Annotated in this window: 23 protein-coding genes and 2 pseudogenes; 12 read left to right on the forward strand and 13 right to left on the reverse strand. The window is 59.2% G+C overall.

Annotated features, from left to right (window positions below):
* Positions 1 to 150 precede the first annotated feature (150 nt).
* Together ACW4DH_RS10340 and ACW4DH_RS10345 are read right to left on the reverse strand one after the other, a co-directional pair.
* Positions 151 to 1,377, reverse strand: coding sequence for a multidrug effflux MFS transporter (locus tag ACW4DH_RS10340; RefSeq protein ID WP_459636308.1), 1,227 nt, complete (start codon positions 1,375 to 1,377; stop codon positions 151 to 153).
* Positions 1,370 to 1,975: a TetR/AcrR family transcriptional regulator gene (locus ACW4DH_RS10345; RefSeq protein WP_459636309.1), complete on the reverse strand. Its 606-nt coding sequence runs from the start codon at positions 1,973 to 1,975 to the stop codon at positions 1,370 to 1,372. The genes ACW4DH_RS10340 and ACW4DH_RS10345 overlap by 8 nt, the downstream gene beginning before the upstream one ends.
* A 111-nt stretch (positions 1,976 to 2,086) precedes the next feature.
* Between ACW4DH_RS10345 and ACW4DH_RS10350 the strand changes: the two genes are divergently transcribed.
* Positions 2,087 to 2,257: a hypothetical protein gene (locus tag ACW4DH_RS10350; RefSeq protein ID WP_459636310.1), complete on the forward strand. Its 171-nt coding sequence runs from the start codon at positions 2,087 to 2,089 to the stop codon at positions 2,255 to 2,257.
* Between the two features lie 166 nt (positions 2,258 to 2,423).
* Here the strand turns inward: ACW4DH_RS10350 and ACW4DH_RS10355 are convergent, their stop codons facing one another.
* The 8 genes from ACW4DH_RS10355 to ACW4DH_RS10390 all read right to left on the reverse strand — a co-directional run bounded on the left by ACW4DH_RS10355 (position 2,424) and on the right by ACW4DH_RS10390 (position 10,738).
* Entirely contained in the window at positions 2,424 to 3,263 is an 840-nt protein-coding gene (locus ACW4DH_RS10355) for an arylamine N-acetyltransferase family protein (RefSeq protein ID WP_459636311.1), read from the reverse strand.
* Between the two features lie 577 nt (positions 3,264 to 3,840).
* Positions 3,841 to 4,974, reverse strand: coding sequence for an alkene reductase (locus ACW4DH_RS10360; RefSeq protein ID WP_459636312.1), 1,134 nt, complete (start codon positions 4,972 to 4,974; stop codon positions 3,841 to 3,843).
* Positions 4,975 to 5,052: 78 nt separating this feature from the next.
* Positions 5,053 to 5,583, reverse strand: a complete 531-nt coding sequence (locus ACW4DH_RS10365) for a HipA domain-containing protein (RefSeq protein ID WP_459636313.1) — start codon at positions 5,581 to 5,583, stop codon at positions 5,053 to 5,055.
* A gap of 75 nt (positions 5,584 to 5,658) precedes the next feature.
* On the reverse strand, positions 5,659 to 6,033 hold the full coding sequence (locus ACW4DH_RS10370) for a helix-turn-helix domain-containing protein (RefSeq protein WP_459636314.1): 375 nt from the start codon (positions 6,031 to 6,033) through the stop codon (positions 5,659 to 5,661).
* A gap of 753 nt (positions 6,034 to 6,786) precedes the next feature.
* Complete coding sequence (locus ACW4DH_RS10375) at positions 6,787 to 7,710, reverse strand: nucleotidyl transferase AbiEii/AbiGii toxin family protein (protein WP_459636315.1); 924 nt, start codon at positions 7,708 to 7,710, stop codon at positions 6,787 to 6,789.
* Positions 7,700 to 8,521 carry a type IV toxin-antitoxin system AbiEi family antitoxin domain-containing protein gene (locus tag ACW4DH_RS10380; protein WP_459636316.1) on the reverse strand — a complete coding sequence of 274 codons (822 nt, stop codon included), beginning with the start codon at positions 8,519 to 8,521 and terminating at the stop codon, positions 7,700 to 7,702. The genes ACW4DH_RS10375 and ACW4DH_RS10380 overlap by 11 nt, the downstream gene beginning before the upstream one ends.
* A gap of 334 nt (positions 8,522 to 8,855) precedes the next feature.
* Entirely contained in the window at positions 8,856 to 9,731 is an 876-nt protein-coding gene (locus tag ACW4DH_RS10385; protein ID WP_459636317.1) for an SDR family NAD(P)-dependent oxidoreductase, read from the reverse strand.
* Between the two features lie 83 nt (positions 9,732 to 9,814).
* Positions 9,815 to 10,738, reverse strand: coding sequence for a LysR substrate-binding domain-containing protein (locus tag ACW4DH_RS10390; protein WP_459636318.1), 924 nt, complete (start codon positions 10,736 to 10,738; stop codon positions 9,815 to 9,817).
* A 76-nt stretch (positions 10,739 to 10,814) separates the two neighbouring features.
* On the opposite strand from ACW4DH_RS10390, the gene ACW4DH_RS10395 reads away from it, so the two are divergent.
* A complete protein-coding gene (locus tag ACW4DH_RS10395; protein ID WP_459636340.1) occupies positions 10,815 to 10,952 on the forward strand; it encodes a transposase in 138 nt (45 codons plus the stop codon).
* Positions 10,953 to 11,127: 175 nt separating this feature from the next.
* Here the strand turns inward: ACW4DH_RS10395 and ACW4DH_RS10400 are convergent, their stop codons facing one another.
* Positions 11,128 to 12,159 carry an AbrB family transcriptional regulator gene (locus ACW4DH_RS10400; RefSeq protein WP_459636319.1) on the reverse strand — a complete coding sequence of 344 codons (1,032 nt, stop codon included), beginning with the start codon at positions 12,157 to 12,159 and terminating at the stop codon, positions 11,128 to 11,130.
* A gap of 98 nt (positions 12,160 to 12,257) precedes the next feature.
* Positions 12,258 to 12,821 (reverse strand): annotated as a pseudogene (locus tag ACW4DH_RS10405) (tripartite tricarboxylate transporter permease); the annotation flags it as partial.
* Between ACW4DH_RS10405 and ACW4DH_RS10410 the strand changes: the two are divergent.
* Positions 12,715 to 13,107 (forward strand): DUF5623 domain-containing protein, encoded by a 393-nt coding sequence (locus tag ACW4DH_RS10410; RefSeq protein ID WP_459636320.1) that lies wholly within the window; start codon positions 12,715 to 12,717, stop codon positions 13,105 to 13,107. The pseudogene ACW4DH_RS10405 and the gene ACW4DH_RS10410 sit on opposite strands and share 107 nt — an antisense overlap.
* A 169-nt stretch (positions 13,108 to 13,276) precedes the next feature.
* Here the strand turns inward: ACW4DH_RS10410 and ACW4DH_RS10415 are convergent, their stop codons facing one another.
* Positions 13,277 to 14,032 carry a FadR/GntR family transcriptional regulator gene (locus ACW4DH_RS10415; RefSeq protein ID WP_459636321.1) on the reverse strand — a complete coding sequence of 252 codons (756 nt, stop codon included), beginning with the start codon at positions 14,030 to 14,032 and terminating at the stop codon, positions 13,277 to 13,279.
* Between the two features lie 165 nt (positions 14,033 to 14,197).
* Between ACW4DH_RS10415 and ACW4DH_RS10420 the strand changes: the two genes are divergently transcribed.
* From ACW4DH_RS10420 to ACW4DH_RS10460, 9 genes and pseudogenes are all read left to right on the forward strand, one after another.
* Positions 14,198 to 14,938 carry an SDR family oxidoreductase gene (locus ACW4DH_RS10420; protein WP_459636322.1) on the forward strand — a complete coding sequence of 247 codons (741 nt, stop codon included), beginning with the start codon at positions 14,198 to 14,200 and terminating at the stop codon, positions 14,936 to 14,938.
* Between the two features lie 40 nt (positions 14,939 to 14,978).
* Positions 14,979 to 15,821 carry a fumarylacetoacetate hydrolase family protein gene (locus ACW4DH_RS10425; protein WP_459636323.1) on the forward strand — a complete coding sequence of 281 codons (843 nt, stop codon included), beginning with the start codon at positions 14,979 to 14,981 and terminating at the stop codon, positions 15,819 to 15,821.
* Between the two features lie 216 nt (positions 15,822 to 16,037).
* A complete protein-coding gene (locus ACW4DH_RS10430; RefSeq protein WP_459636324.1) occupies positions 16,038 to 17,084 on the forward strand; it encodes a zinc-binding alcohol dehydrogenase family protein in 1,047 nt (348 codons plus the stop codon).
* A complete protein-coding gene (locus ACW4DH_RS10435; RefSeq protein ID WP_459636325.1) occupies positions 17,081 to 18,721 on the forward strand; it encodes a UxaA family hydrolase in 1,641 nt (546 codons plus the stop codon). The genes ACW4DH_RS10430 and ACW4DH_RS10435 overlap by 4 nt, the downstream gene beginning before the upstream one ends.
* Entirely contained in the window at positions 18,718 to 19,872 is a 1,155-nt protein-coding gene (locus tag ACW4DH_RS10440) for a mannitol dehydrogenase family protein (protein ID WP_459636326.1), read from the forward strand. Before ACW4DH_RS10435 ends, ACW4DH_RS10440 begins: the two co-directional genes overlap by 4 nt.
* Positions 19,873 to 19,894: 22 nt before the next feature.
* Positions 19,895 to 20,881 carry a C4-dicarboxylate TRAP transporter substrate-binding protein gene (locus tag ACW4DH_RS10445; RefSeq protein ID WP_459636327.1) on the forward strand — a complete coding sequence of 329 codons (987 nt, stop codon included), beginning with the start codon at positions 19,895 to 19,897 and terminating at the stop codon, positions 20,879 to 20,881.
* Positions 20,882 to 20,948: 67 nt separating this feature from the next.
* Positions 20,949 to 21,485 (forward strand): TRAP transporter small permease, encoded by a 537-nt coding sequence (locus ACW4DH_RS10450; protein ID WP_459636328.1) that lies wholly within the window; start codon positions 20,949 to 20,951, stop codon positions 21,483 to 21,485.
* A 5-nt stretch (positions 21,486 to 21,490) separates the two neighbouring features.
* Positions 21,491 to 22,774, forward strand: coding sequence for a TRAP transporter large permease (locus tag ACW4DH_RS10455; RefSeq protein ID WP_459636329.1), 1,284 nt, complete (start codon positions 21,491 to 21,493; stop codon positions 22,772 to 22,774).
* A 16-nt stretch (positions 22,775 to 22,790) separates the two neighbouring features.
* Positions 22,791 to 23,142: pseudogene (locus tag ACW4DH_RS10460) on the forward strand (fumarylacetoacetate hydrolase); the annotation flags it as partial.

Genomic DNA, 23,142 nt, shown 5'->3' on the forward strand with positions numbered 1-23,142 from the left:
TCTCTGTTGTTGGATCAAGTTCTGAGATGCGAAGGGAAGGCTTCCGTCGCAGAGCAGAAGAAAGCCGCTAAATTGAGCAGACAGCAAATGGCGTTCGGCCCTAATGGCCTGCCGCGTTTCGAGCAGGGCAGCTACCCGTTCACGCCTCGACTAGCCTTCTTCGCAGTGCATCAGTCGCGCCGCCAGTGCGCACATCACAATGGCCGTGACCCCGCAGATGGCGATGGTCAAAGGCATCAGTCCGGGGCTCTGGGTGGCCAGGCTGACCACGTAACCCACGCCGGCCGCCAGCAGATACTGCAGCGTGCCCATCAGCGCCGAGGCCACACCGGACTGCGCGCCGCCGGCGTTCATGGTCAGCGCCGTCAGATTGCCAAACACTAGCCCGAGCGCACCGATCGCTACCGCCAGCAGCGCCGCATAGACCTGCAGGTTGGCCATACCCGTCGTGACGGCCAGATATAAAAGCGCACCGGCCAGGGCGTGCACACCCAGGCCGACATAGGTCACCCGTGCAGGCGTCATGCCGCGCGCGGACAGCCGATTGGCCAGCGTCCCGCCGACAATCAGCCCGACCGAGTTGGCGGCAAACAGATAGCTGAAATGGGTCGGCGTCATGCCAAAATGCTCGGTAAACACGAAGGCGGCGGCACTGATGTAGGTAAACAGCGACCCCAGTACAAACCCGCTGGCCGCCGCATAGGCCATGAAGACCCGGCGGCGTGACTGGGCAAGATAGCCCTGCACCACGCTGCCCACACTCAGCGCCACGCGACGCTCGGGGTCGAGTGACTCGGGAATGGCCTTCAGACTCCATACCAAGCCAATGCCTCCGAACATCGCCAGCGCCCAGAAGATGCCGCGCCAGCCGCCGTGCTCGAGCAGAAAGCCGCCCATCATGGGGGCTACCACCGGGGCAATCATCATGACCTGCATCAGCAGCGAAAAGATTCGGGCAGAACTGCTCACATCGCAGAGATCGACCACGATGGCACGCGGGGCCACCAGCCCGGCCGCCGCCCCGATGGCCTGTAAAAAGCGTGCGGCCAGCAGCCACTCGAGCGTTGGCGCCAGCGCCGCGACCACCGAGCCTGCCACAAAGATCACAAGCCCCACCATGAGCGGCATGCGTCGGCCAAAACGATCCAGCAGCGGACCATACAGGCACTGCCCCAGCGCCAGTCCGGCCAGAAAGACGGAAAGCGTCTGCTGCACCCTGCCGGCCGAGACGTCATATGTCTGCGCAATCATCGGCATGCCGGGCAGATACATATCGATGGCCATGGCATCGAGGGCGGTCAGCAGGGCTAGCAAGATCACCAGCGCCATGCCCACGGTACTTTGGTGGGTGCCCTCGCGAGCGGCCTGTTCAGTCATGGCGCGCTCCATCTAAAAGACGTTCGATACTGTCATTCATGAGGCGCTTCAGGGCATTGAGGCGCGCCTCAAAACGCGCCTGGCCGACATAGATCAGCGCCACGTGCAGGCTGTCGACCATCCCCAGATAGGCATGACCCATGACCTCGGCGTCCTGATCGGAAAGCGCGCCCCCGACGTGGCGACGCAGCGCCGCCGTAAAATCCGCCAACAGCTGCTGTATGTAGACTTCGTAGCCTTCCTGAGTCTCATGAAAGAGCGACTCGGGCGGGATATAGGCAGTGCGCAGCAGGAAGCGGAAGTGGTCGGAGTCGGCGTAGCGGGCCAGCAAGGACTCGCAGTAGTGCTGTCCCGGCAGTGCCTGTTCGGGGGCCTCAAAGCACGCCCGGGCAAAGCGCGCCTCGGCCTGCAAGGCGTCGTCGAAGACCGCCAGAAACAGCGCATCCTTGTTTTTGACATGCGAATAGAGCGACGCCTTGCGAATCCCGGCGTCGGCAGCGATGCCGGCCAGCGAAGCACCCTCATAGCCGTGCCGGGCAAACTGGACGACCGCGGCGTTCAGCACCCGTCGCAGTGCGGGTGTCGTGGTGGATGACATCCTGTGCTCCAAAATGGTTAGGCCTTGATGACACCCGCCTCGGGCGTATCGAATATCAGGCTGCGCATTCTAATTCAAAAAGCTACCGACCGGTAGGTAGCTTTTCATGGTATGAAAAATGGCCCGTACGAGCCACTTCCTTTCGGCAGTCAGTCTGCCCATCTACTTGGCCAGCGTCTGGCCTTCGAAATCCACGAAACGCTGCTCGATTTGCCTCAGCGCGCCTTCCACGTCAGGCCTGACCAGAGTCTTGCCGGGCTGATTTACGTGGATACGGTGTGAGCATTGGCGACAGCAACGGCCCCTGTTCACCGCCTGGGCCAAGCAGAACCCGGGTGGCGCAGGGAGTCGTCGAGGGATTGGTGCATCGCGGCCATCCAGGGGATAGGCAATCCACATATGGCGCAGTCGCGTGATGAGGAAGCGGGATTACCTGCAACGCGCAAGCTTACGGGTCGGCATTCTGCTTGACAGCCACGGCACGCTCGAGCACAGGAGACCAGTCGGCTGGAACCGGCAGACCGAAGGTCTGGCCCAGTGTCGCTTCCAGCTCGTCCAGTCCGAGCCAACGCTGAGTCTCTTCGCCGCTGGTCAGTCGTACCATCAAGCGGGCATTCTTCAGCGCATAGCGTGCTTCGGGCGTGGTTAGCGCGACACTCAACTGATGGCGGAAGTGGGACGAGGGATGCGTCGAGGTGTACCAGTTGGGTAATTCATAATCCACCGCCAGTTGCGGTTGCAGCGAGAGCTGGTAAAGCGGTGCCCACGCTCGCTCCAGGCGAATCTGTAGCTGCAATTCCTCCTCAATCGGCACCAGCCGATAGATGCCATGCGGTGTCGGCTGGGAAAGGTCGGTATCCATCGCCAGCGGTGCGGCGGGCACATTTCCGCCGAAGCCGACATCGGCCAGCCAAGGCCGCCCGCCGACGATGACCCGCAGCGCCATATGGGTGCGTGGCGAAGGAGGCGACTCGGGCGCGGACATCCACTGCACGCGAGCCAGCAGCCCCACCACCTCGAAGCCGATCGCTTCCAGCATCCGCTTGAAAAGGCTGTTCTGCTCGAAGCAGTAACCGCCGCGCCGATCTACGATCAGTTTGGTATCGATGGCCTGCGGCGTAAGTTCGATTTCCCTGCCCAGCAGGACATCGAGGTTTTCGAAGGGAATGGCCGCCACGTGATGAGCCTGCAGACTACGTAGCGTCTCCAGAGTAGGGCTAAGATCCCCTGTGTAGCCGATACGCGCGCAATAGGCACCGAGATCGACCGATGCATGTCGTTTATGCATAACCTGTCCTCTGCTCTATCAATCCAATGGCACTGCACGGCGAAAACCGAAACGGGCTCGACGGCGGGATCGATCACTTCCAGTTCAAACCTCTCCCCCTGAGGGAACATCGCGGCCGCGTCGTTCGAGCTCGGCATCGGCCAGCTCGCAGTACGGCTACACCCGTGGCGTATCGGGGCACCCCCACAAGCTCAAGCCATGCGTCACACATGGTGGTGGAAGCCGTTCGCAACCCGCAGTTGCCGGTCGGGCATTTAATGAGAAGATTTAGCCCTTCACTTCATTCTAATTACCGAACGGTAGGTAGTAGAACACCGAGCGCGCCCTGCTTGAGGGCGAAAGCGTTCTGCTCCTCCTCGGTGAAACGGGATTTCTTCACGGCACCGCCTCCCGTGAGGGCTCTCAGTGTGTGCCGGAGTCTCTCGTTATGCCTGTCCAGGATTCGGGGAGAGGGCCAGGTGCGAAAAAGCCCCGATTTCTGGACCGGGGCGTTGCAGTTTCCAGGCGTCATCGCTATGCAGCGTTATTGCCAGCAGCGTCGTTTCGGGCCGCTGTTATCCCACTGTAGAGTTCATGATCAGGATTTTTCCTCGAGCATCTTCTCACGCTCGCGCCGTGCCTGTTCTTCCGCGTAGGTGGGGAAGTCCACGTAGCCGCGGGCATCGCCGCCATAGAAGGTATCCGGGTCGAAATCCGCTAACGGCCAGCCGTTTTTCATACGCTCGACCAGATCCGGATTGGAAGTGAACGGACGGCCGAATACCGGCAGATCGATGGTACCGTCATCGATCAGCTTTTGCGCCTCGGCCTGATCCAGGTTACCGGCGAGTAGCAACGTGCCGTCATAGACGTCGCGGAACTGGCGCAGATAATCGCGCGACAGCGGCGCCATGCCCTGGCCCCCCTGATCGTGCAGGTGCACGTAGGCAAGGCCGCGCTTGTTGAACTCACGAGCCAGATGGAGGTAGGTCTCGCCGTTGTCGTCGTACTCCGGCATGTTGAACAGGGTGCCATGCGGCGAGAGACGCACACCGACGCGACGAGCGCCGATCATCCTGCTGACCTCGTCGACCACTTCCAGCAGCAGTCGGCAGCGATTTTCGCGCGAGCCGCCATATTCGTCATCGCGGTCATTGACACCGGGATTCAGAAACTGCTCGAACAGATAGCCATTGGCGCCGTGGATCTCGACGCCATCGAAGCCGACATCGCGAGCGTTGACCGCCGCCTGCGCGAAGTCGCGCACGATATCTCGTACTTCCTGGGTTTCGAGTCGGCGAGGCTGGCTTGCATTCAGCATATCCGGCTTGCCGTCCTCGTTGTAGCCAAAGGCCATACCGCCAGGCTTGTCGCTGGGGCCGACCGGCGAGGCGCCGGCAACCTGCACGGAGGTATGCGAGACGCGCCCCACGTGCCAGATCTGGGCGAAGAAGACACCACCGCGCTCATGCACCGCGCGGGTCGCCTTGGCCCAGCCGGCGAGCTGGTCGGGGCCGAAGATACCCGGGTTGTAGAGATACCCCTGCCCCTGGCGCGAGACTGGCGTGCCTTCGGAGATGATGAGCCCCGCACTGGCCCGCTGGCGGTAGTAGAGTGCCCCCAGTTCCGTGGGAATATCCTCCGGTGCACGGGAGCGGGTCATGGGTGCCATGACGATGCGGTTGTTGAGGCGGGTACCGGCGAGATCAAACGGTTCGAATAACGAAGCCAAGTCGCGAACTCCTTTTAGCGATGATGTCAGATCGAAAACGCAAGCGAGCCATCGTGGCTCGCTGATGTGGACTAAAGTCTAGGAGACGATTAGCCAGCCAACAATGAATCTCGCCAACTGTCGCGATGCAGGAAAGCTATGGCTGTCTCGTGGTCTTCTACCTTGGTCAGCCAAAGCGTCAAGCCCAATGAACCGTGCGCCGAAGCAATCTCCTGGCAAATCGATAAGTCCTGTGCTGTGGTAGTTTGGAGCGCAACGCCCCGGCCTTGGCGCGGACGGCGCCGACCACAGAGGAGGCCCAGCGCAGCCCGGCATGGGATTGAGGTCGAACGCCGGCGCGAGACGCCAGCCGCGACGCCGCGCGTCGTAAAGCAGCCCCATATTGCGAAGATGGTCGTCCGTGTTGCAAATGAGAAAGTTGAAGACCAAACGCCGCCACAGCTCGTGGATGTCGGCGATGGGATCGGAGCCCGACTGCAACAACACATCCACGAGTTCCGTGTAGGCATGGACTTCGTCGCGTCCGCTCGTCTGCAGCATGGTGGCGGCCGACACATACGGGATGCGCCCTCCACCACCGGTACGACCAAAACGCCGGATCACCGCCACGGCCGTGCCCTAGATGAGTTCCACACGCGCCGAGATGGACGTCGATATTCTGACGTTGCGCTTGCTTGGCCGCCATCAGAAGCCCTCGAACTCATCGTCACTGGCAGTCTCGCGGCCTTTCACCGGTGCCCCGGATGACCTCGCCTTCGCTTTTTTCCCACCGGCTGACCGCACCCGTTGAGGCACCTGCTCCTGGAGCAATTCCAGTCCCAGGGTGTCTTGTTCCAACGCCATGACCTTGACGATATCTTCGAGGCGACCGGGCACATGCAGGGCACGCAGGAACGTGTGCAAGGCGGTACCGGGGTAGCCGTCCTCCATGCGCCTGACCGTACTCAGCGATGTGCCCATCCGCTGCGCCAGGTCCTCCTGCGTCAATCGACGCATGCGACGGGCCATCGACAGATCACGGCCAAGGTTGCGCAAGGCACGCGCCACGGGCGGCGGCATCGCAACCTGCGTGCCGGAGCGCCTGGAACCTGACGAAGCCATCTCAAACCCTCAAATATGAACTTTAACTACGCATAAGCGCTCATATTTAATGCATCCTAGCCATGCATTATCCACTTCGGAGCACAGCCTTAGCGCCCATATTAGAACTGTTAACCCATAAAAATTAGCAGATATGAACGTATTCAGGCATCGGCCATGGGGTAAGTAAGCCCGCCTACGCCGGTCAGACTGGCTTCGAAGCGTTGGTGGTGGGTCCATCCTTGGGTCAGGCGAACGCCGCCAGCCTTGTCAGCATCTCCATAGAGCAGGACGTGCTTGTTGTTCTTCGCTCATATAAACACGACTGCTGTAGAGCCTATTTGCCGCTGCCTCCCGACCAGCTTGAGCCGTGGACTGACAGTGGTGACGAACAATATGCGGGAGTTCGAGCGTGTACCGGGGTTGGTCGTGGCGAACTGGGTGGACGATCCGGGTCAGGAATGGTGCGCTATTTTACGACCTGTCTGAAAAATGCCTGCGCTTGTCCCAGTGTTAAAAATCGGCTCGTGCACGAGTCCGGACTCGGCGTCCCCATCAAGATACTCATTTACATCGCGTAAACTCGTGTGCGAACTCAGTCTGCTCTTTGACTCGCGACATCCTGTCGCTCTCTCTTCGAGCAGCGGAGCTGTCCAAATCGTCAACCCTAACGATTTGCCGCCAATTTTTATCTTAGCTCCTCACCCGGTCTTGTCTTCGCTCGTCGACTTTTCAGACAAACCTTAGCAGCGCTTCCAACTCGTCTCGTTGCTTAGCATGCTTAGCGGCGTTCTCGTGCTTCAGTTTCTCCAGGTTGATGAGTTTCCATCGCACAGCGGGCAGGTCCGCCGCCTGGGGGCGACCGATGACAAAGAAATCGGGCACGCCGTCATGCAGGCTCAGTAGGAACCGCTTGGTATTCTCATCGAAGCGGGACTGGATATCCGTGATCAATCGTTCGCGAATGTTCTGGAGTTCTTCGAGGCGGGCCGGGGTCTTGGTCATGCCTTCGAACTCTTTGGCATACGGCTGGTCGAGGTCGATCAGGTTTGGGTTTAGAAGTTCATGTGCGGGGCGCGACGAACTCGCGATATAAATCAGGAAGGTGCGGAATAGATCATCCGTCAGTTCTTCGTTCTCGTAGAGCAGCTTCACATCGTAGAGATCGCGCGGATGCTGACGATCCAAGGCTGCGTGCAACTTGCCCCCGAATAGGTCCTCGAAAGAGACGACCTGCATTTCCGCGTAGCCAAACTCATCCTCGACAACTTCGGAAACAGAGAGAATGTCAGGGTCGTGGACAACGCCGCGCGTGACCGGCGAGGTCTCGACCTTAATCTCGGCGCCACCCAAGCGGACAAGCATGCGAGTGGCGCCGCCTCCTCCGCCCTGAATGCGTTGTGTTCTGGCGCCCGAGATGCCACCTTCAATCGCGACCGCAATGCGATCCATCGCATCGTTGATCTCAGCCAGGCTTTCGCCTCGGGCTTTGATCGGCAGGTAGGTCAGGTCGATGTCGATCGACAGGCGCGGTAGATCGCGGTAGAACAAGTTGATCGCCGTGCCGCCCTTGAGCGCAAATATCTTCTCCTTGGCAACATAAGGGAGCATGCGCACAAGGAGCGTGACCTGTGCTTCATAAGTTTCACGCGCCATCGTCAGCTTCCGCCCTGATAAACTCTTTCGGCACCATGATGCGGTAGCGAGGATGTATCTTGCCGCCCTTGACCAGAGCGCGGTCGCCGCTTCCAAGATCGAATTCTTCAGGATCGAGGCGCTTGCGCCAGGGGTGATCGTGGCGATCCGCAAAGACAAAGAACAAACGCTTGACCTTGATCTTCCTGCAACTATGCAGCAGTCCAGAGAGCGTCTTCGGGCGTAGCGTCGTCAGGCTCTCGAACATCATATCGAGGTTGTGGAAGCTCTCATGGTCAGGCAGTTCGTCCATGGCTTCCATGATCGCCCGTTCGGGTGCCGACATCTTGAGCTTCCAGTCCCACGGCAGGGTGTTCTCTGCATTGGGGTCGTCCTTGGAAAGGCCGAGTGACGCGCCGGTGAAGAGCGACGTACTGCGAGTCTGGATCGTTGCGTTCAGCGGCAGTTTGTTGAGCCAGTTCGGTATGTTGTCGCCAAAAACCCAGACAGGCGCATTGCTGCCCAGGCGCAGGTAGTGGTCATAGCCCTGTTGGGCAAGTGCGGTTGTACCACCGACATGGACGTCATAACGCATGATATGCTGCATGGAGAGCAGACAGATCTTCCAGTCAATTGGGGTCGACTTGGCTGCGTTCGGCGCGGGACGGCGGAAGACGCCGCGATTGACGCGCTCCAGCCAGCCGCGCTTGACATAGTCGCGGAAGGTCCCGTAGGCGACGCCATGCGAGATAAGCCATGGCGCATCGACCAGATACCCTGAGGGTACTGCTTCCAGAACTTTCTTCAGATTCTGCGTTTTTCTAGCGCCCATGACGTCTATAATGGCATTTTTTCAAAGAAAAAACACGGTTACGGTTACCTTTGGAAAATCCAATTTTTGACATCATCGGCGCCTACAGATTCATCGATGGATCCCTGGACAGCGCAATATCGAGCGCCAACCGGGCTATTACGATAGCGACAAAGCCGACGTCACTCCTTGAAAAGGTGACGTTGAATACCGGGTTCCGGGACGAATTGCATACAGGTTTCCAGCATCCGGATAATCGGTCAGTTCCGAGGGCCCCATGACGAAGCGCGCAGTGGTGCCAGGGCTCTCGCCAAGGTCGGCTCAAGCGTGAGCGATCTTGTGCAACCGCTGGTAATCACACATGGCCAAACTCCTTGATGAGGTGCCAATTCCGGGCGATTTCTTCCACACTGGAACACTCGATCCGCGCCAAGTCTGTGGGATAAGCGCCCCCGGGGTTTTCGCAAAAGCGTGTGGCAGTAAATTGGCCATTGCTGGCGCGCAGAATGATCCCTGTGTCCTGACACAATGAACTGGTCAGATATAGCACTCCCGGGACTACCTGCTCGGGCCTGAGGTTATCGGGTGGCTGCGTTACCCCCCACATACGAGTCTTGGCAACAGGGGAAATGGCATTGACGAGGATGCCGTGTTCATGGCCCTCCATGCTCAAGGCATTCATAATACCTACTTGGGCCATCTTTCCGGCAGCGTAGGCTGCCAGGCCCGGTTGCGCGTACCGTTGATACATGGCGCGGTCAGACGTCGTCAGTACTACTCTTGCCGACGAGGAACGTTTGAGATGTTTCCAGGCATGCTTGCTCAACCAAATCGGCGCATGCACGTTGATGCCAAGGGCACGTTCAAGGAAGTCCTCTCGCTGTTCTTCGATGGGCTGATAGCCGACCCAGCCGGCATTGTGAATCAGTATGTCCAGCGAACCGAATTCCCCGATTGCCAGCTCCACAAGCTGTTTACAACCCGCCTCGTGATCCAGGCGTCCGCTGTGTGTGACCAGCCGCCCTCCGTCGATTTGCAGGGTACGCATCGACTCGATTACCAAGCTTTCATCGGCACCCTCACCAGCTCGGTCTGTCCCCAGATCACTGATAACCACTCGCGCACCACAGTCGAGCAGTGCTTTAGCGTAGGCTCGTCCAAGCCCTTGGCCGCCACCGGTGACGATGGCAACCTTGTCTTTGAAAAGCATGTTTATGTGCTGATACTCCATCGTGATCTCCTCAAATGGACATGCCACGATGATGGAATAGCCAGTACTATCTTTAAAATATATTATTTATGCGTTAATAATATTTATAATGTCTTAATTGAAGGTGTCAGTGTCATTGCACCTAGCACTTCATCAATCAGCCTGTCTCGAATCGCAGAATGCATGTGCTCGTTCCATGTCATTAGCAGTTCCACATGCCGCAATGCATCCGGCGCATTGACCTGGATCGGTCGGAACACCACATCTTTGCGCTCCTCCTGCGCCAACGAGGCAGGTAACAGTGCGAGACCAAAGCCGCCGGCAACCAGTGCTACCAGCGTTTGCAGTTGCCGTGCCTGCTGGACAATGCGCGGCTTGAAACCTGCTGCTTCGCAAAGTTGGACTAGCTGGTCATAGAAGCCTTGGCCTAGATGTCGGGGAGACGACACGAAAGCGTCATTCTGAAGGGCAGCCAGCGAAATGGCCTTGTGGTGTGCAAGCCGGTGCGTAGCAGGCAAACTGACCAGGATCGGTTCTCGCAGGATGGGCACGAAACGCAGGCTTGGCGTCGCTCTCCCCGGGGGTCTCATGAATCCGAGATCAGCATGACCCTGTTCCAGCGCTTCAACCTGTTCCTGTGTCGTGGCCTCCCGCATCGTAAAAGAAACGGCTGGGAACGCGGAGCGGAAGCCCCTCAATGCGCGCAATAGTGCACCATAGGGTGCGATGTTGATGAAGGTCAGGGTGAGGCGCCCTTCGATACCCTGCGCAACTCGCCGAGTATGTTCGACTCCTTCGTCAAGCTGTTGCAGCGTCTTTCTGGCCGATTCCAGAAAAGCTACTCCGGCAGGGGTGAGCGATACACTGCGATTGGTACGCTCAAATAAGGAAGCGCCGATTTCTTGCTCCAGCTTGCGAATAGCCTGACTCAACGGTGGCTGCGCCATGTGCAGCCGTTGTGCGGCGCGATTGAAGTGCAACTCCTCCGCCACGGCAATGAATTGGTAAAGTAGTCGAGTTTCAATCATAAAGGTCATCCGGTGTAAGTCGTCCCTAGTTTCGTAGACACTTCCAGGCCTTATACTGAAGGCATCCGGAGGTTCCATAAGCCATCAACGATACACCGAAGAACTCAAGATTGAAGTTATCAAGCAGGTGATGGAGCGGGGCCATCCCATCACCAAGGTCGCAGCCCGGCTGGGCGTGTCCGGCTACCGCCTGCATCAATGGATGAAGCGCTAAAGCTTGCCCCGGGCATGGCACGGGAAACGATTGAAGACGGCAAGATCGCGCTAGCCGACAAGGCCCCGACGGGTAAAAACGCCAATTGGGTCGAGATCGTATCGTTCGACTAACGATGATCAAGGCATCCCCCCGCTGGCCAATCCAAGCCTCTAGTGCGGGCATTTAAAGCTCATCACTCAGGCACTTTTTTCCGGTTTAACCATCGCGCCCAAAGCGGGGCGACGATCATCAATGCAACCATGCGCAGCAAATGGTGAAACGCCACGAACATTGGATCCAGCCCCAGTGCCACGGCGACAATTGCCATCTCACCGATGCCTCCCGGCGCAAGCGCCAACAGCGCAACGTCACGGGGCACGCCAACACTCAGATGGATGAGCTCGGCAAATACCGCGAGCACGGCCAGGGCCAGGGCAGTCGCAACTCCGGCTTGAAAGGCATAGTGTCCCAGGCGTTTGCCGGTCAGGCCCTGGAAACGCGCCCCGATAGCACTGCCCAGCACCCAGAGCATGAGATCCATCCCCCAGACCGGCAGTTGCAGGCTGGCGATGCCGAAAACCCCCAATACGGCCACCAGCAGCAACGGGGCCAGCAGCGATGGTGTCGGCAGGTTTAGCCAACGCCCTAGGGGAATCACGACGGGCAAGGTCAGCAATAACCAGAGATGTTCGGCCTGGCCGCCCCGCGCGGCATCCGCCGAGGCCGTACCGTCCTCGAAGGTCCAGAACAACGCCGGCAATAGCAGGATCACCAGAATCACCCGCAATGACTGGGCAATAGCGATACGTTGTGGATCCCCTCCTACCTTTTCACCCAGTATGATCATGGCGGTCATGGCCCCAGGTGCCGAGGCAAACCAGGCACTGACGGCATCGAATCCACAACGCCGGTACCAGGCCGCCGCCACGGACGTGGAAGCAGCCACCCCGAGCAACAACAACATGGCCGATATCGGCCAGTCGAGCACGCGATGCGCCAGTTGCGGTGTCACCTGGCTTCCCAGAACCAGTCCCAGCACACCAAGAAAGGCCTCACGCAAGCGCTCGGGGACGGCGACATCAATGCCTCGCGCCGAGGCCACGAGGTTGGCTGACAAAGGACCCAGCATCCAGGGCAGAGGCAACCCCAACATCTGAAAGACCACACCCCCAATGGCGCCGATTCCCAGCGCTTTAACCAGTGATGCCGTTGTCCTTCCTCTCATGAGCAATGTTTACCCTTTCGCGACAAGCCTATAAGCACGACACGAAAATGCCCCCGACACAAGTTGTTGAGGCTGTGCCAATAACGCTGAAAGCTGATTCAGTCCGTCTGATTGCCGTGCCCGGCCGCTGCCTGCATGCGCCGACGCAGGATCGGCCCGACAATGACCGGCAGCACCAGACCGACGATCGCCACGATCCACAGACCCAGCGCCAAACCGCTATCCCACAGCGCGGTCCAGTCGCCATCGGCGATATCCAGCGTATGGCGCAGGTTCTTCTCCATTTCCGGCCCCAGCAGCAGCCCGAGAATGATCGGCACCAGCGGAATCTCCAGCTTGCGCAGGCAATAGCCCAATACCCCGAAGGCGACCATGAAGTACAGGTCGAACGCCGAGTTGCTGATCGAGTAGATGCCCACGAAGGCCACCATGGTCACGATCGGCAGCAGGTACATCGGCGGCACCGACAGCAGCTTGACGAAGATACCCACCAGCGGAATGTTGAGCAGCAGCAGGAAGTTGCCGATCAGAAGCGCCGCTATCACGCCCCAGACGATGTCGGCATTCTGGGTGAACATCAGCGGCCCGGGGGAGATATTCATCGAGATCAACAATGCCAGCAATACGGCCGTGGTGCCGCTACCCGGCAGCCGTGGCGTCACCTCCCCCCTCGGGTTGGTCCGAAATGATCTTGATGACTGGGTACAACGTGAATACATCCATGGGGAACGGCCGAACGTGGTGTTTGCCGACCTCTATTATGGGAACCCCCGTTCGGATGTGCCGATTTCCCGCCAGCCAGCCCCAGAAATCCGCCAGCGCTGGGTTACCGAACTGGAGCGTGTCCGGGCGATCCTGGAAGAACATTATGCCGCCTGCGCGCCAGTGCGAGCCCTGCTAAGTAAGCTAGGCCGAGCCAAGGCATCTATCGAGAAGTGGCGGCCCTAAAGCAACATGGGGATTTCCACCAAGGGGTTGATGGAGCCTTCGAGTCCCTCTCAACCCCTAGATACTGCGTAAGGCTAACGGCACCGGGCCAACTAAAGCGCCGGCCCAGGATCCGTATTATCTCGCTCGTGTGCTTTGTCTCTTGAACGGGACGTGAGGAGGCCAAACATCATTCAGCAAAGAAGACGTTGAGCACATGGTCTAGATGTACCTCCATTGCGCGTCGCGCTGATGCCGGGTCGCGCGCCTCGATCGCGGCCACCAGGCGCTCGTGATCTTCCTGAGAGCGCTGTGGCATACCAGTCTCCATGAAAAGTTCTTGCAGGCGCCGGAACATGACTCCGTACTGGTGCCCCAGTAGATGCTTGATCAACAGAGCATAGGCTGCGTTGCCCGAAGCTTCAGCGATACGGATATGCAACAGCCGGTCGCCCGCCAAGTTCCCACCACCGTGATTGTTGTCATAGATGTTGCGCGTCAGTGCCCCGCGTATCGCCTCCAAGTCTTCATCACTGGCGTTCATCGCCGCCAATGCTGCGTTCTCGGGCTCCAGATAACGCCGCGCCTGCAACAGGGAAAAAGGCGGTATTTCTTCGTCGAGATTAAGCTCAACCTCGCTGACGAACTCAGGATCGAGCGCCCATGGCTCCTTGCGTGCCGCGGCCTGCATCACCGGGCCTGGCGGCATGGCATCGACTTCCTTGATCAGTACTCCATGTCCTACGCGCACCTCGACGATACCTACGACTTCCAAGGCTATCAGTGCCTCGCGCACCGACGCTCGACTGACGCCTAGCTGCTGCGCCAGGTCCCTCTCGGGCGGTAGCAAGGTTCCCCGGGGGAACTCACCGTCGCGAATCAGTTGTTGCAACTGGTCAGCGATTTTCCGGTACAGGCGCTGTGAGCGAATGGTTTGAATCGGCATCGCGTCGTCTCTCCGCATCGCGTTGCAACTAAAGTTGATGGCAATTGGCTTGCCGCCGAGACCTAGCCCAGTAGATGATAGTCATGTTAGCTAATGGTCAGGCCTCTGGATCTTTGAATAGCTAGCCGCGCTATATTCCCACGTTCAGCAGGGATTCGCCACATCATGAGACTTCAACATAAAACTGCATTGGTCACCGCCGCAGGACAAGGCATCGGTCGCGCCACGGTGGAGCGGTTCCTCACCGAAGGTGCCACCGTCATTGCCACCGATATCGATACTGGGCTACTCGCTGACCTCGAAGACGCCCAAATATATCGGCTGGACGTCACACAACGCGCCGATATCGCAAAGGTGGCGGACGAAATTGGCGGTATCGATATCCTATTCAACTGCGCTGGCATGGTGCCGGGTGGACCGATACTGGACTGCGACGACGCTACCTGGGAGCGTAGCTATGCCCTCAATGTGACCTCCATGTTCTATATGATCCAGGCATTTCTCCCCGGCATGCTCGTGCGAGGCGGCGGCAGTATCATCAACATGGCCTCGCTGGCATCGAGTGTCAAAGGCGTACCCAACCGCTTCGCCTACGGCACCACCAAAGCCGCCGTCGTCGGCCTGACCAAATCGGTAGCCGCCGACTACATGACGCAAGGCATCCGCTGCAATGCCATCTGCCCCGGAACCGTCAAATCGCCCTCGCTGCATCAACGCATAGAGGCTCAAGCCCAGCAACAGGGGCGCGACAAGTCAGCGGTCTTTCAAGACTTCATTGATCGCCAACCGATGGGGCGCCTCGGACGCCCTGCAGAAGTCGCCGCGCTGGTGGCGTTTCTGGCTTCTGACGAAGCGGCGTTCATTACCGGCACCGCACAGTTGATCGACGGCGGCTGGGCCAACTGATACCCGACATCCACACCATAAATCCACACGAGTACACTTTATGAAACTGCTACGTTTCGGCCCCATGGGTCAGGAAAAACCCGGCCTGCTGGATACCAACGGCAAGGTACGTGACCTCTCGTCACTGATACAGGATATCGCCGGCGAAGCGCTTTCCGATGCTACCCTGGCACGGCTTGCACAAGCCAACCCCGAAAGCCTGCCGGAGGTCCCCGAGGGGACTCGACTGGGCCCCTGCGTAGGCAAGGTTGGCAAGTTCATCTGTATCGGCCTCAACTACTCCGACCACGCGGCGGAAACCGGTACCGAGGTGCCGCCGGAACCAGTCGTCTTCAACAAGTGGACCAGCGCCATTTGCGGCCCCGACGATGACGTAAAAATTCCCCGTGACTCGCAAAAGACCGACTGGGAGGTCGAACTGGGTGTCGTAATTGGTAAAGCTGCGCGCTATATCGACAAGGCCAATGCTATGGATCATGTCGCTGGCTACTGCGTGGTCAACGACATTTCCGAACGGGAATTCCAGCTTGAGCGCAGCGGTAGCTGGGACAAGGGCAAGGGCTGCGATACCTTCGGTCCACTCGGTCCATGGCTGGTCACCCGCGACGAGATCGCCAATCCCCACGCACTCGCCATGTGGCTGGAGGTCGACGGCAAGCGCTACCAGGACGGCAACACCTGCACCATGGTCTATCAGATTCCTCACTTGGTGGCGTACTTGAGTCGCTTCATGAGCCTGCAACCCGGCGATGTCATTTCCACCGGCACACCGCCGGGTGTCGGTATGGGCCAGAGCCCTAAGGTTTTTCTCAAACCCGGACAGACCATGCGACTGGGGATCGATGGCCTTGGCGAACAGTGCCAACGCACCAAACAAGCGTAATCGCTCAAGGGGCCGCTCACGCGAGGGTCTCGAGCTTACATCGAGGCATTGGACCTAAGACAAATACGACGTATGTCTAGGTCCTGTTACCACAAAAATACTTGAAGTCCGGGCCACTACCTAGGCATCTTGAAACCATATTGGCCTGACCTCTAGATCAAAATACCTCTAGGCAACTGGCCTGACCATTGCCTTGCGTAGTGTGAAGGGAGTCCTATGCAAACGCTTGTCTGTACCCAGCCCCAACACATGGAATTGCGTGACGTGCCCAATCCGCAATGCGCTCCCGGCGAGGCCATGCTCAAGATTCGTCGTGTAGGTATCTGCGGTACCGATATCCATGCTTATGGCGGCAATCAGCCCTATTTCACCTATCCCCGCGTGTTGGGGCACGAGCTTTCTGGCGATATTGTCGGCGTCGGGGAAGGTGTCGATGAAGCACTCATCGGCCATAGCGCTTATGTCATTCCCTACCTGCATTGCGATGAGTGCCGCGCCTGCCGGCAGGGCAAGACCAATTGCTGCCAGCATATGCAGGTTATCGGCGTGCATCGTGATGGCGGCATGGCGGAATACCTTAGCGTGCCCATGACACACCTAGTCACCTCTAGCACCCTCGATGCCGAGCAGCTGGCATTGGTCGAGTGCCTTTCAATTGGCGCACATGCCGTTCGTCGTAGCGGCCTCGTGGCCGATGAGCTCGCTGTCGTGGTCGGCGCCGGGCCGATCGGCATTGGTATCGTACAAATCGCCCAGAGCCGTGGTGCCCGGGTACTGGTGGTGGACACCAATCGTGATCGTTTAGCCTTCTGCCGCGACACGCTGGGCGCCGATGGCGTGCTGCATGCGCTTGATGACGAGGTGGAAGCTGTTATCGAACGCCACAATAACGGCGCCTTGGCCGATGTCGTGTTCGATGCCACGGGAAGTCCCGCCGCCATGAATCGCGGCTTCGATTTTGCAGGACATGGCGCTCGCTACGTGCTGGTGAGCGTGGTCAAGGCCGACATCACCTTCAACGACCCTGATTTCCACAAGCGAGAACTCAGCCTGCTGGGCAGCCGCAATGCCACGCGGGAAGACTTTGAAATGGTCGCCCGACTCATGGAGCAGGGCCGCCTGCAATCAACGGCAATGATTACGCACCGTGGCGCCTTCAACGACCTGCCCTCGTTGATGCCGCAATGGTGCGATCCTGCTACCGGTGTCATCAAAGCAATGGTGGTATTCGGCGAGGATGCCACCCAGGGAGATGTGACATGAGCCAGACCATCGCCTCCGACCAGAATCAGCAGCCCAGTCTGCGTGTCCATGCCTACGATAACGTGCGCGTTGCACTGCGCGACCTGCCCGAAGGCATGGAGATCGACGACAATGGTCATCGGCTTCGTCTATCCGAAGCCATACAGCATAAGCACAAGTTCACATTGCAGACCATGCAGCCAGGCGACCTAGTCGTGATGTACGGTGTGACCGTGGGACGTGTCATCCAGCCCATCGATGCGGGCGCCGCCATTAGCACGGCCAACGTCGAGCATTCCACTGACAATGCCAAGCCCCAAGCCCACCGCGAGCATTGGAACGTTCCCGATATTAGTGCCTTCACCGGACAAACCTTCGACGGGTATCACCGTCCCGACGGCCGCGTGGGCACCGCCAACCATTGGCTTGTCGTCCCCTTGGTGTTCTGCGAGAACCGCAACATCGAAGTGCTGCGCCAGTGCGTCGAAGATGCCATCGGCGACGACCCCTATCGGGATTACAAGCATATGGCTCGCCAGATGCTGCATGGTGAAACACAGGCGACGCCAGCGCCGCCCGCTGAAGCAGCCCGGTTTCCCAATGTCGACGGCGTACGCTTTCTAACGCATACGCTGGGCTGCGGCGGCACCGATGATGATGCCCAGGCGCTCTGCCAGCTTCTCGCCGGCTATATCTGCCACCCCAACGTAGCTGGCGCCACGGTACTCAGCCTGGGATGCCAAAAGGCCCAGATTCAAATGCTCAAGGCAGCAGTTGCCAAGCGCGACCCCGAGGGACTGCGCCCGGTGCACTATTTCGAACAGCAGGCTACTAAGAGCGAGCCCGAGCTGATTCGCCAATCGCTCAGCAGTATTTTCGAAGGTCTCAAGGTTGCCAACGCCATCGAGCGTCGTCCCGCCCCACTTTCCGAGCTCACCATTGGCGTGGAATGCGGCGGCTCGGACGGTTTTTCCGGGCTTTCGGCCAACCCGCTGGTTGGTGCCGTCATCGACCGCCTGGCGGCGCTGGGCGGTAGCGGTATCCTAAGTGAATTCCCTGAGTTGTGCGGCGTCGAGCACGAATTGCTGGCGCGCTGTCGCGACGAGGACACGGCCTTACGTTTTCAGCAGCTTATGGAAGCCTATCAGCAACATGCCGCCGCGGTGGGCGCACATTTCTCGATGAACCCCTCGCCCGGCAACATCCGCGACGGCCTGATCACCGATGCCATGAAGTCCGCCGGCGCGGCCAAAAAGGGCGGCGATAGCCCCATTGTCGACGTGCTGGATTACACCGAGCCACAGGTACGCAAGGGTCTCAACCTGCTCTGCTCCCCAGGCAACGATGTCGAGTCGACGACTGCACTTGTTGGCTCCGGCGCCAACTTGGTGATGTTCACCACCGGGCTCGGCACCCCTACCGGCAACCCCATAGCGCCCGTCTTGAAGCTCTCCAGCAATAGTGAACTCGCACGGCGCATGCAAGATGTCATTGATTTTGATGCCGGCCCTATCATTCGTGGCGAGGCAGAAATTGCCGAACTCGCCGACGAACTCCTGCGCCTGTGCATCGATACCGCCTCGGGGCGTTACCGCACCAAGGCCATGCGTCTCTCGCAGCTCGATTTCATCCCCTGGAAACGCGGGGTCTCCCTGTGACAGCGCCACCGCTTGCCGACGCCGGCATCGTGCAATTCGGTACCAGCCGCTTTTTGCTGGGTCACGTGGCCGCGTTCGTGCATGCCTCGCGTGAGGCCGGACACACGCGCGACAGGATTCTCGTCGTGCAAACCTCACCGCGCGAGGCCGGGAAGCAAAAAGCGCGCAACCTGCATGCGCACCGGGATTATCCACTGGTCATTCGCGGCCGTCGCGATGGCCACGACATCGACACCCGCGAGACCATCACCAGCATCGCTGGTTGCCTGATCGCCGACGAGCAGTGGCCCGAACTCGAGCGACATTTCATCGAGCATGCTCGCTTCGTGGTGTCCAATACCGGCGATAGCGGTTACTGCATCGCTGATGGCAATTCGCTGGTAGATATACCGCAAAGCTTCCCGGCCAAGCTCACCAAGCTGCTGCACGCTCGTTACGCCGCGGGCCGCGATGGTCTTACTGTGCTGCCCTGCGAGCTGATCAGCCGCAATGGGGAACAGATGAAATCCCTGGTGCTGGAGCTGGCTAGCCGCGACTACGCCGATGCCGACTTCAACGATTGGCTCGCGACACGCTGCCTATGGGCCAACACGCTTGTCGATCGGATTGTCTCGGCGGCATTGGAGCCGGTCGGCGCCGTCGCCGAACCCTATGCCTTATGGGCGATCGAAGACCAGCAAGGACTCGAACTGCCCTGCCGTCATCCGGATGTGCGGCGTGTCGAGTCGTTGGCTCCCTACGAGATGCGCAAACTGCATATTCTCAATCTGGCGCACACCTATCTGGTTCACTGCTGGCAACGCGATACCCGCTCAAGCATCCGGTTCGTACGAGAAACCATTGCAGATCCCACGCTAACCACAGCATTGAATCAGGTGCTCGAGGCAGAAGTCCTGCCAACCCTGACCGGACATCTCGAACTCAAGACCCTGGAAGATTATCGGGATGAAACACTGGAGCGTTTCGCCAACCCCTATCTCGATCACGAACTGCGCGATATCGCGCAAAACCACGCCTTGAAATGTCAGCGACGCCTACAGCCCGTGGTCGAACTGGCACATCAACAAGGCATTGCCACGCCGCTACTCGATGACGCCTTACCGAGTTCACAATCCACAACAATTTCCGGTAACTGCAACCCGAACGATTGACAACAACCAAGGAGCACAACAAATGCGTTTCAAGAAACTCATGCTCATCGCCACCAGCCTTTCCATTGCCAGCCTGGGCAGCATCAGCCTTGCCCAGGCCGCTACGGAGATCCGTGTCGCCTACGGCAACCAGCCCGGCGAGCCGGTCGATGTCGCCGTCAAGGAGTGGGCTAAAGACGTCAAAGAAGCCAGCGACGGCAAGTTGACGCTCAAGGCATTCCCCGCCAGCCAACTCGGTGGCGAGACCGAAGTCATGGAGCAGGCCCGTTTCGGCTCGCCGTTGATCACCATCACCGCCTACTCGAACTTCATGAGCTCGGTGCCGGATCTCGCGGTACTCGATGCGTCCTACCTGGCCGACGATTTCGACAGCAAGCTCACGGTCTTCGAATCCGACTGGTTCGCCGAACAGGAGAAGAAAGTCGAGGAAGCCGGCTACCACATCGTGGTGCCCAACAGCGTCTACGGTGTTCGCCATCTGCTCTCACGTGAGCCGGTCTCGACGCCGGAGGATCTGGCCGGGGTCAAGGTCCGGGTGCAGAACTCGCCGATGTACGTGGCCGCGATCGAGGCGATGGGCGCGGTACCGACGCCGATGTCGCTGGGCGACGTCTACCCGGCTCTGGCCCAGGGCCTGGTCGACGGTGTCGAGAACCCGCTGCCGGTACTCTATGGCGGCAAATTCTATGAAGTCGTCAAGAATCTCAACCTCACCGCCCACATGCATACGGTGGCACCGTTCGTCACCGGTGAAGCGTTCTGGCAACAGTTGAGCCCGGAAGACCAGAAAATCCTGACCGAGACCGGCCAGGAGATGGCCAAGAATCTGCGCGGCTTGGTCGAGAAGGAGACTGACAAGTCGCTGCAGCAGTTAAAGGAAGCCGGCGTCCAGGTCCATGAAGTGGACACTGCCCCGTTCCGCGAGCGTGCCCAGAAGGAGATCCCGGCGGCATTCCCGCAGTGGAGCGATGGCCTGTATCAACAGGTCAGCAAGATCATCAATGGCTAACCAAGCCTCTACTCTCGCATGACAGTGCTCCCGCTCCACGCCGAGCGGGAGCACTATGGAGTTAACCGTGCAAACAATCTTCAAGGCGTTCGACCGACTGATGCGGCTTGATGAGGACATTGCCAGTCTGGCGCTGTTCGGGCTGTTCGTGGTGGCCATTGCCAATGTCTTCATGCGCTATCTATTTTCTTCGCCGTTGGCCTGGAGCGAGGAGATTCTGCAACTATTGATGGTATGGGCGACGTTTCTCGGTGCCAGCGCGCTGGTCCGGCGCAATGAACACGTGCTGATCGGCCTACTCAACGACCGATTGCCGGCAGTCGTCGCGCAGTGGAATACCCGAATTTTCAATATCGGCATCGTCATGCTCTGCGCCGGGGCGATGCTGTTCTGGGGGCTCGAGTTGCTGCCCTTCTCGAGCTTTCGCAGTACCCCGATGCTGCAGATTCCCTACTACTGGATTCACATCGCCATTCCGATCAGCGCCGCCATGATGCTCTACCATAGCCTGGTACGCCTGATCACCAATGACCGTTTGATTACCGATGACCGGGACGAGGCATTGCCAGAAGCGACTCCCGACGTCTTCACCGCCAGGGAGTAATGCCAATGGCCATTGGAACCGCGCTCGTCGCACTCTTCGTTCTGTTCTGCCTGGGTACGCCAGTGGCCTTTGCGCTGTTTGCGTCGAGCCTGGCCTATTTTCTGGTCGGCGCCGACCAGCCCATGGTAACGCTGATCCAGCGCCTAGCCGGCGGGCTGGAATCGATCTCGCTGCTGGCCATCCCGTTCTTCATCATGGCCGGGGTATTCATGAACCACTCCGGCATCACCGAACGCCTGCTGACGCTGGCCGAGCTGATGACCCGTCGTCTGCACGGCGGGCTGGCCCAGGCCAACGTGCTGCTGAGCACCTTCATGGGCGGGCTATCCGGCTCAAATATCGCCGATGCTGCCATGAACGCCAAACTGCTGGTGCCCAGCATGACGGCAAGCGGCTACCCCAAGCCGTTTTCCGCCGCCGTCACCGCCGCCTCCTCCTTGGTAACCTCGACCATTCCGCCGGGGATCGCACTGATTGTCTATGGCTACGTCAACAACGTATCGATCGGCCGCTTATTCCTAGCCGGTGTGGTGCCGGGTGTCTTGATGGCCGTCTGCATGATGCTACTGGTATCGCGTCAGTGCCGCCGGCGGGGTTATCAACCGCCTCGCAAAGAGCGGGTCTCGCGGCGCGAATGGGTCAGTGTGACGCGCGCAGGCATCATTGCCTTGTTGCTACCGGTGGTCGTCATTGGTGGCATCCGCGTGGGTGTCTTCACACCGACCGAAGCCGGCGCCATAGCCGTACTTTATGCCTTAATCGTGGGAATGTTCGTCTATAAAGAGATGAACTTGGGCAGCATCGCCGTGGCGACTCGTGAGTCGCTAATGGCCTCGGTCAACGTCCTATTCATCATTGCGGTGGCCTCAGGTTTCGCCCGCGTGCTGACCTGGGAGCAGATCCCCCAGCAGGTTGCGCTGATGCTCTCGTCGGAAGTCGGTAGCGCCGTGGCGTTTCTGCTGATCGCCAATGCTCTGTTGCTGATTCTTGGCATGTTTCTGGAAGGCAACGCGATTCTGATCGTGCTCTCGCCATTACTCGCCCCCGTGGCGGCCCAGTTCGGTATCGACCCGGTCCACTTCGGTATCATGTTCATCCTCAATGCCTCGATCGGCACGATCACCCCCCCGCTGGGTACGGTGATGTTCACCACCTGCAGTATCACCGGGGTCCCGATAGGCGCCTTCATTCGCGCTGTTATGCCTTATTGGCTGTTGCTGGTCGGATTACTGTTGATCGTGACCTTCGTGCCTGCGGTGTCGCTGACGCTACCCAACTGGATTTTCTAAACCAAAGGAAACTTTCATGACGCCACCCGACGTCAAGCACTACCTCCCGTCGGACGCTGACCAGGCCCTGCTGGTGGGCCGCGTCTGGCGAGGTACGCCTCATGCCGGCCCGGCTATCGTTGTCGTACGTCAAGGCCGGGTCATCGACATCTCCTCCACGATCATGACCATGGCGGACCTGATCGATCATGAGGATCCGGTGAATCTCGTACTTTACGCAGACGGCGATGATTTAGGTACAGTCGCATCCCTACTCGCTAATTCGCTCACCGAACCCCGGACCGCTCCTTACCTCCTGGCGCCTTGCGATCTGCAGGCCATCAAGGCGTGTGGCGTGACGTTCGCCGTCAGCCTGCTCGAGCGGGTGA

The organism is Halomonas sp. WWR20, assembly GCF_054602495.1.

Bases quoted from the DNA above. Each gene is read 5' to 3' on its own strand.
- ACW4DH_RS10385 (WP_459636317.1), bottom strand. From the start codon at position 9,731: ATGGAGTATCAGCACATAAACATGCTTTTCAAAGACAAGGTTGCCATC.
- ACW4DH_RS10345 (WP_459636309.1), bottom strand. From the start codon at position 1,975: ATGTCATCCACCACGACACCCGCACTGCGACGGGTGCTGAACGCCGCG.
- ACW4DH_RS10380 (WP_459636316.1), bottom strand. From the start codon at position 8,521: ATGGGCGCTAGAAAAACGCAGAATCTGAAGAAAGTTCTGGAAGCAGTA.
- ACW4DH_RS10435 (WP_459636325.1), top strand. From the start codon at position 17,081: ATGAGCCAGACCATCGCCTCCGACCAGAATCAGCAGCCCAGTCTGCGT.
- ACW4DH_RS10410 (WP_459636320.1), top strand. From the start codon at position 12,715: ATGTCGGCATTCTGGGTGAACATCAGCGGCCCGGGGGAGATATTCATC.
- ACW4DH_RS10355 (WP_459636311.1), bottom strand. From the start codon at position 3,263: ATGCATAAACGACATGCATCGGTCGATCTCGGTGCCTATTGCGCGCGT.
- ACW4DH_RS10430 (WP_459636324.1), top strand. From the start codon at position 16,038: ATGCAAACGCTTGTCTGTACCCAGCCCCAACACATGGAATTGCGTGAC.
- ACW4DH_RS10445 (WP_459636327.1), top strand. From the start codon at position 19,895: ATGCGTTTCAAGAAACTCATGCTCATCGCCACCAGCCTTTCCATTGCC.
- ACW4DH_RS10455 (WP_459636329.1), top strand. From the start codon at position 21,491: ATGGCCATTGGAACCGCGCTCGTCGCACTCTTCGTTCTGTTCTGCCTG.
- ACW4DH_RS10370 (WP_459636314.1), bottom strand. From the start codon at position 6,033: ATGCCGCCGCCCGTGGCGCGTGCCTTGCGCAACCTTGGCCGTGATCTG.
- ACW4DH_RS10425 (WP_459636323.1), top strand. From the start codon at position 14,979: ATGAAACTGCTACGTTTCGGCCCCATGGGTCAGGAAAAACCCGGCCTG.
- ACW4DH_RS10375 (WP_459636315.1), bottom strand. From the start codon at position 7,710: ATGGCGCGTGAAACTTATGAAGCACAGGTCACGCTCCTTGTGCGCATG.
- ACW4DH_RS10390 (WP_459636318.1), bottom strand. From the start codon at position 10,738: ATGATTGAAACTCGACTACTTTACCAATTCATTGCCGTGGCGGAGGAG.
- ACW4DH_RS10400 (WP_459636319.1), bottom strand. From the start codon at position 12,159: ATGAGAGGAAGGACAACGGCATCACTGGTTAAAGCGCTGGGAATCGGC.
- ACW4DH_RS10340 (WP_459636308.1), bottom strand. From the start codon at position 1,377: ATGACTGAACAGGCCGCTCGCGAGGGCACCCACCAAAGTACCGTGGGC.
- ACW4DH_RS10350 (WP_459636310.1), top strand. From the start codon at position 2,087: ATGAAAAATGGCCCGTACGAGCCACTTCCTTTCGGCAGTCAGTCTGCC.
- ACW4DH_RS10420 (WP_459636322.1), top strand. From the start codon at position 14,198: ATGAGACTTCAACATAAAACTGCATTGGTCACCGCCGCAGGACAAGGC.
- ACW4DH_RS10415 (WP_459636321.1), bottom strand. From the start codon at position 14,032: ATGCCGATTCAAACCATTCGCTCACAGCGCCTGTACCGGAAAATCGCT.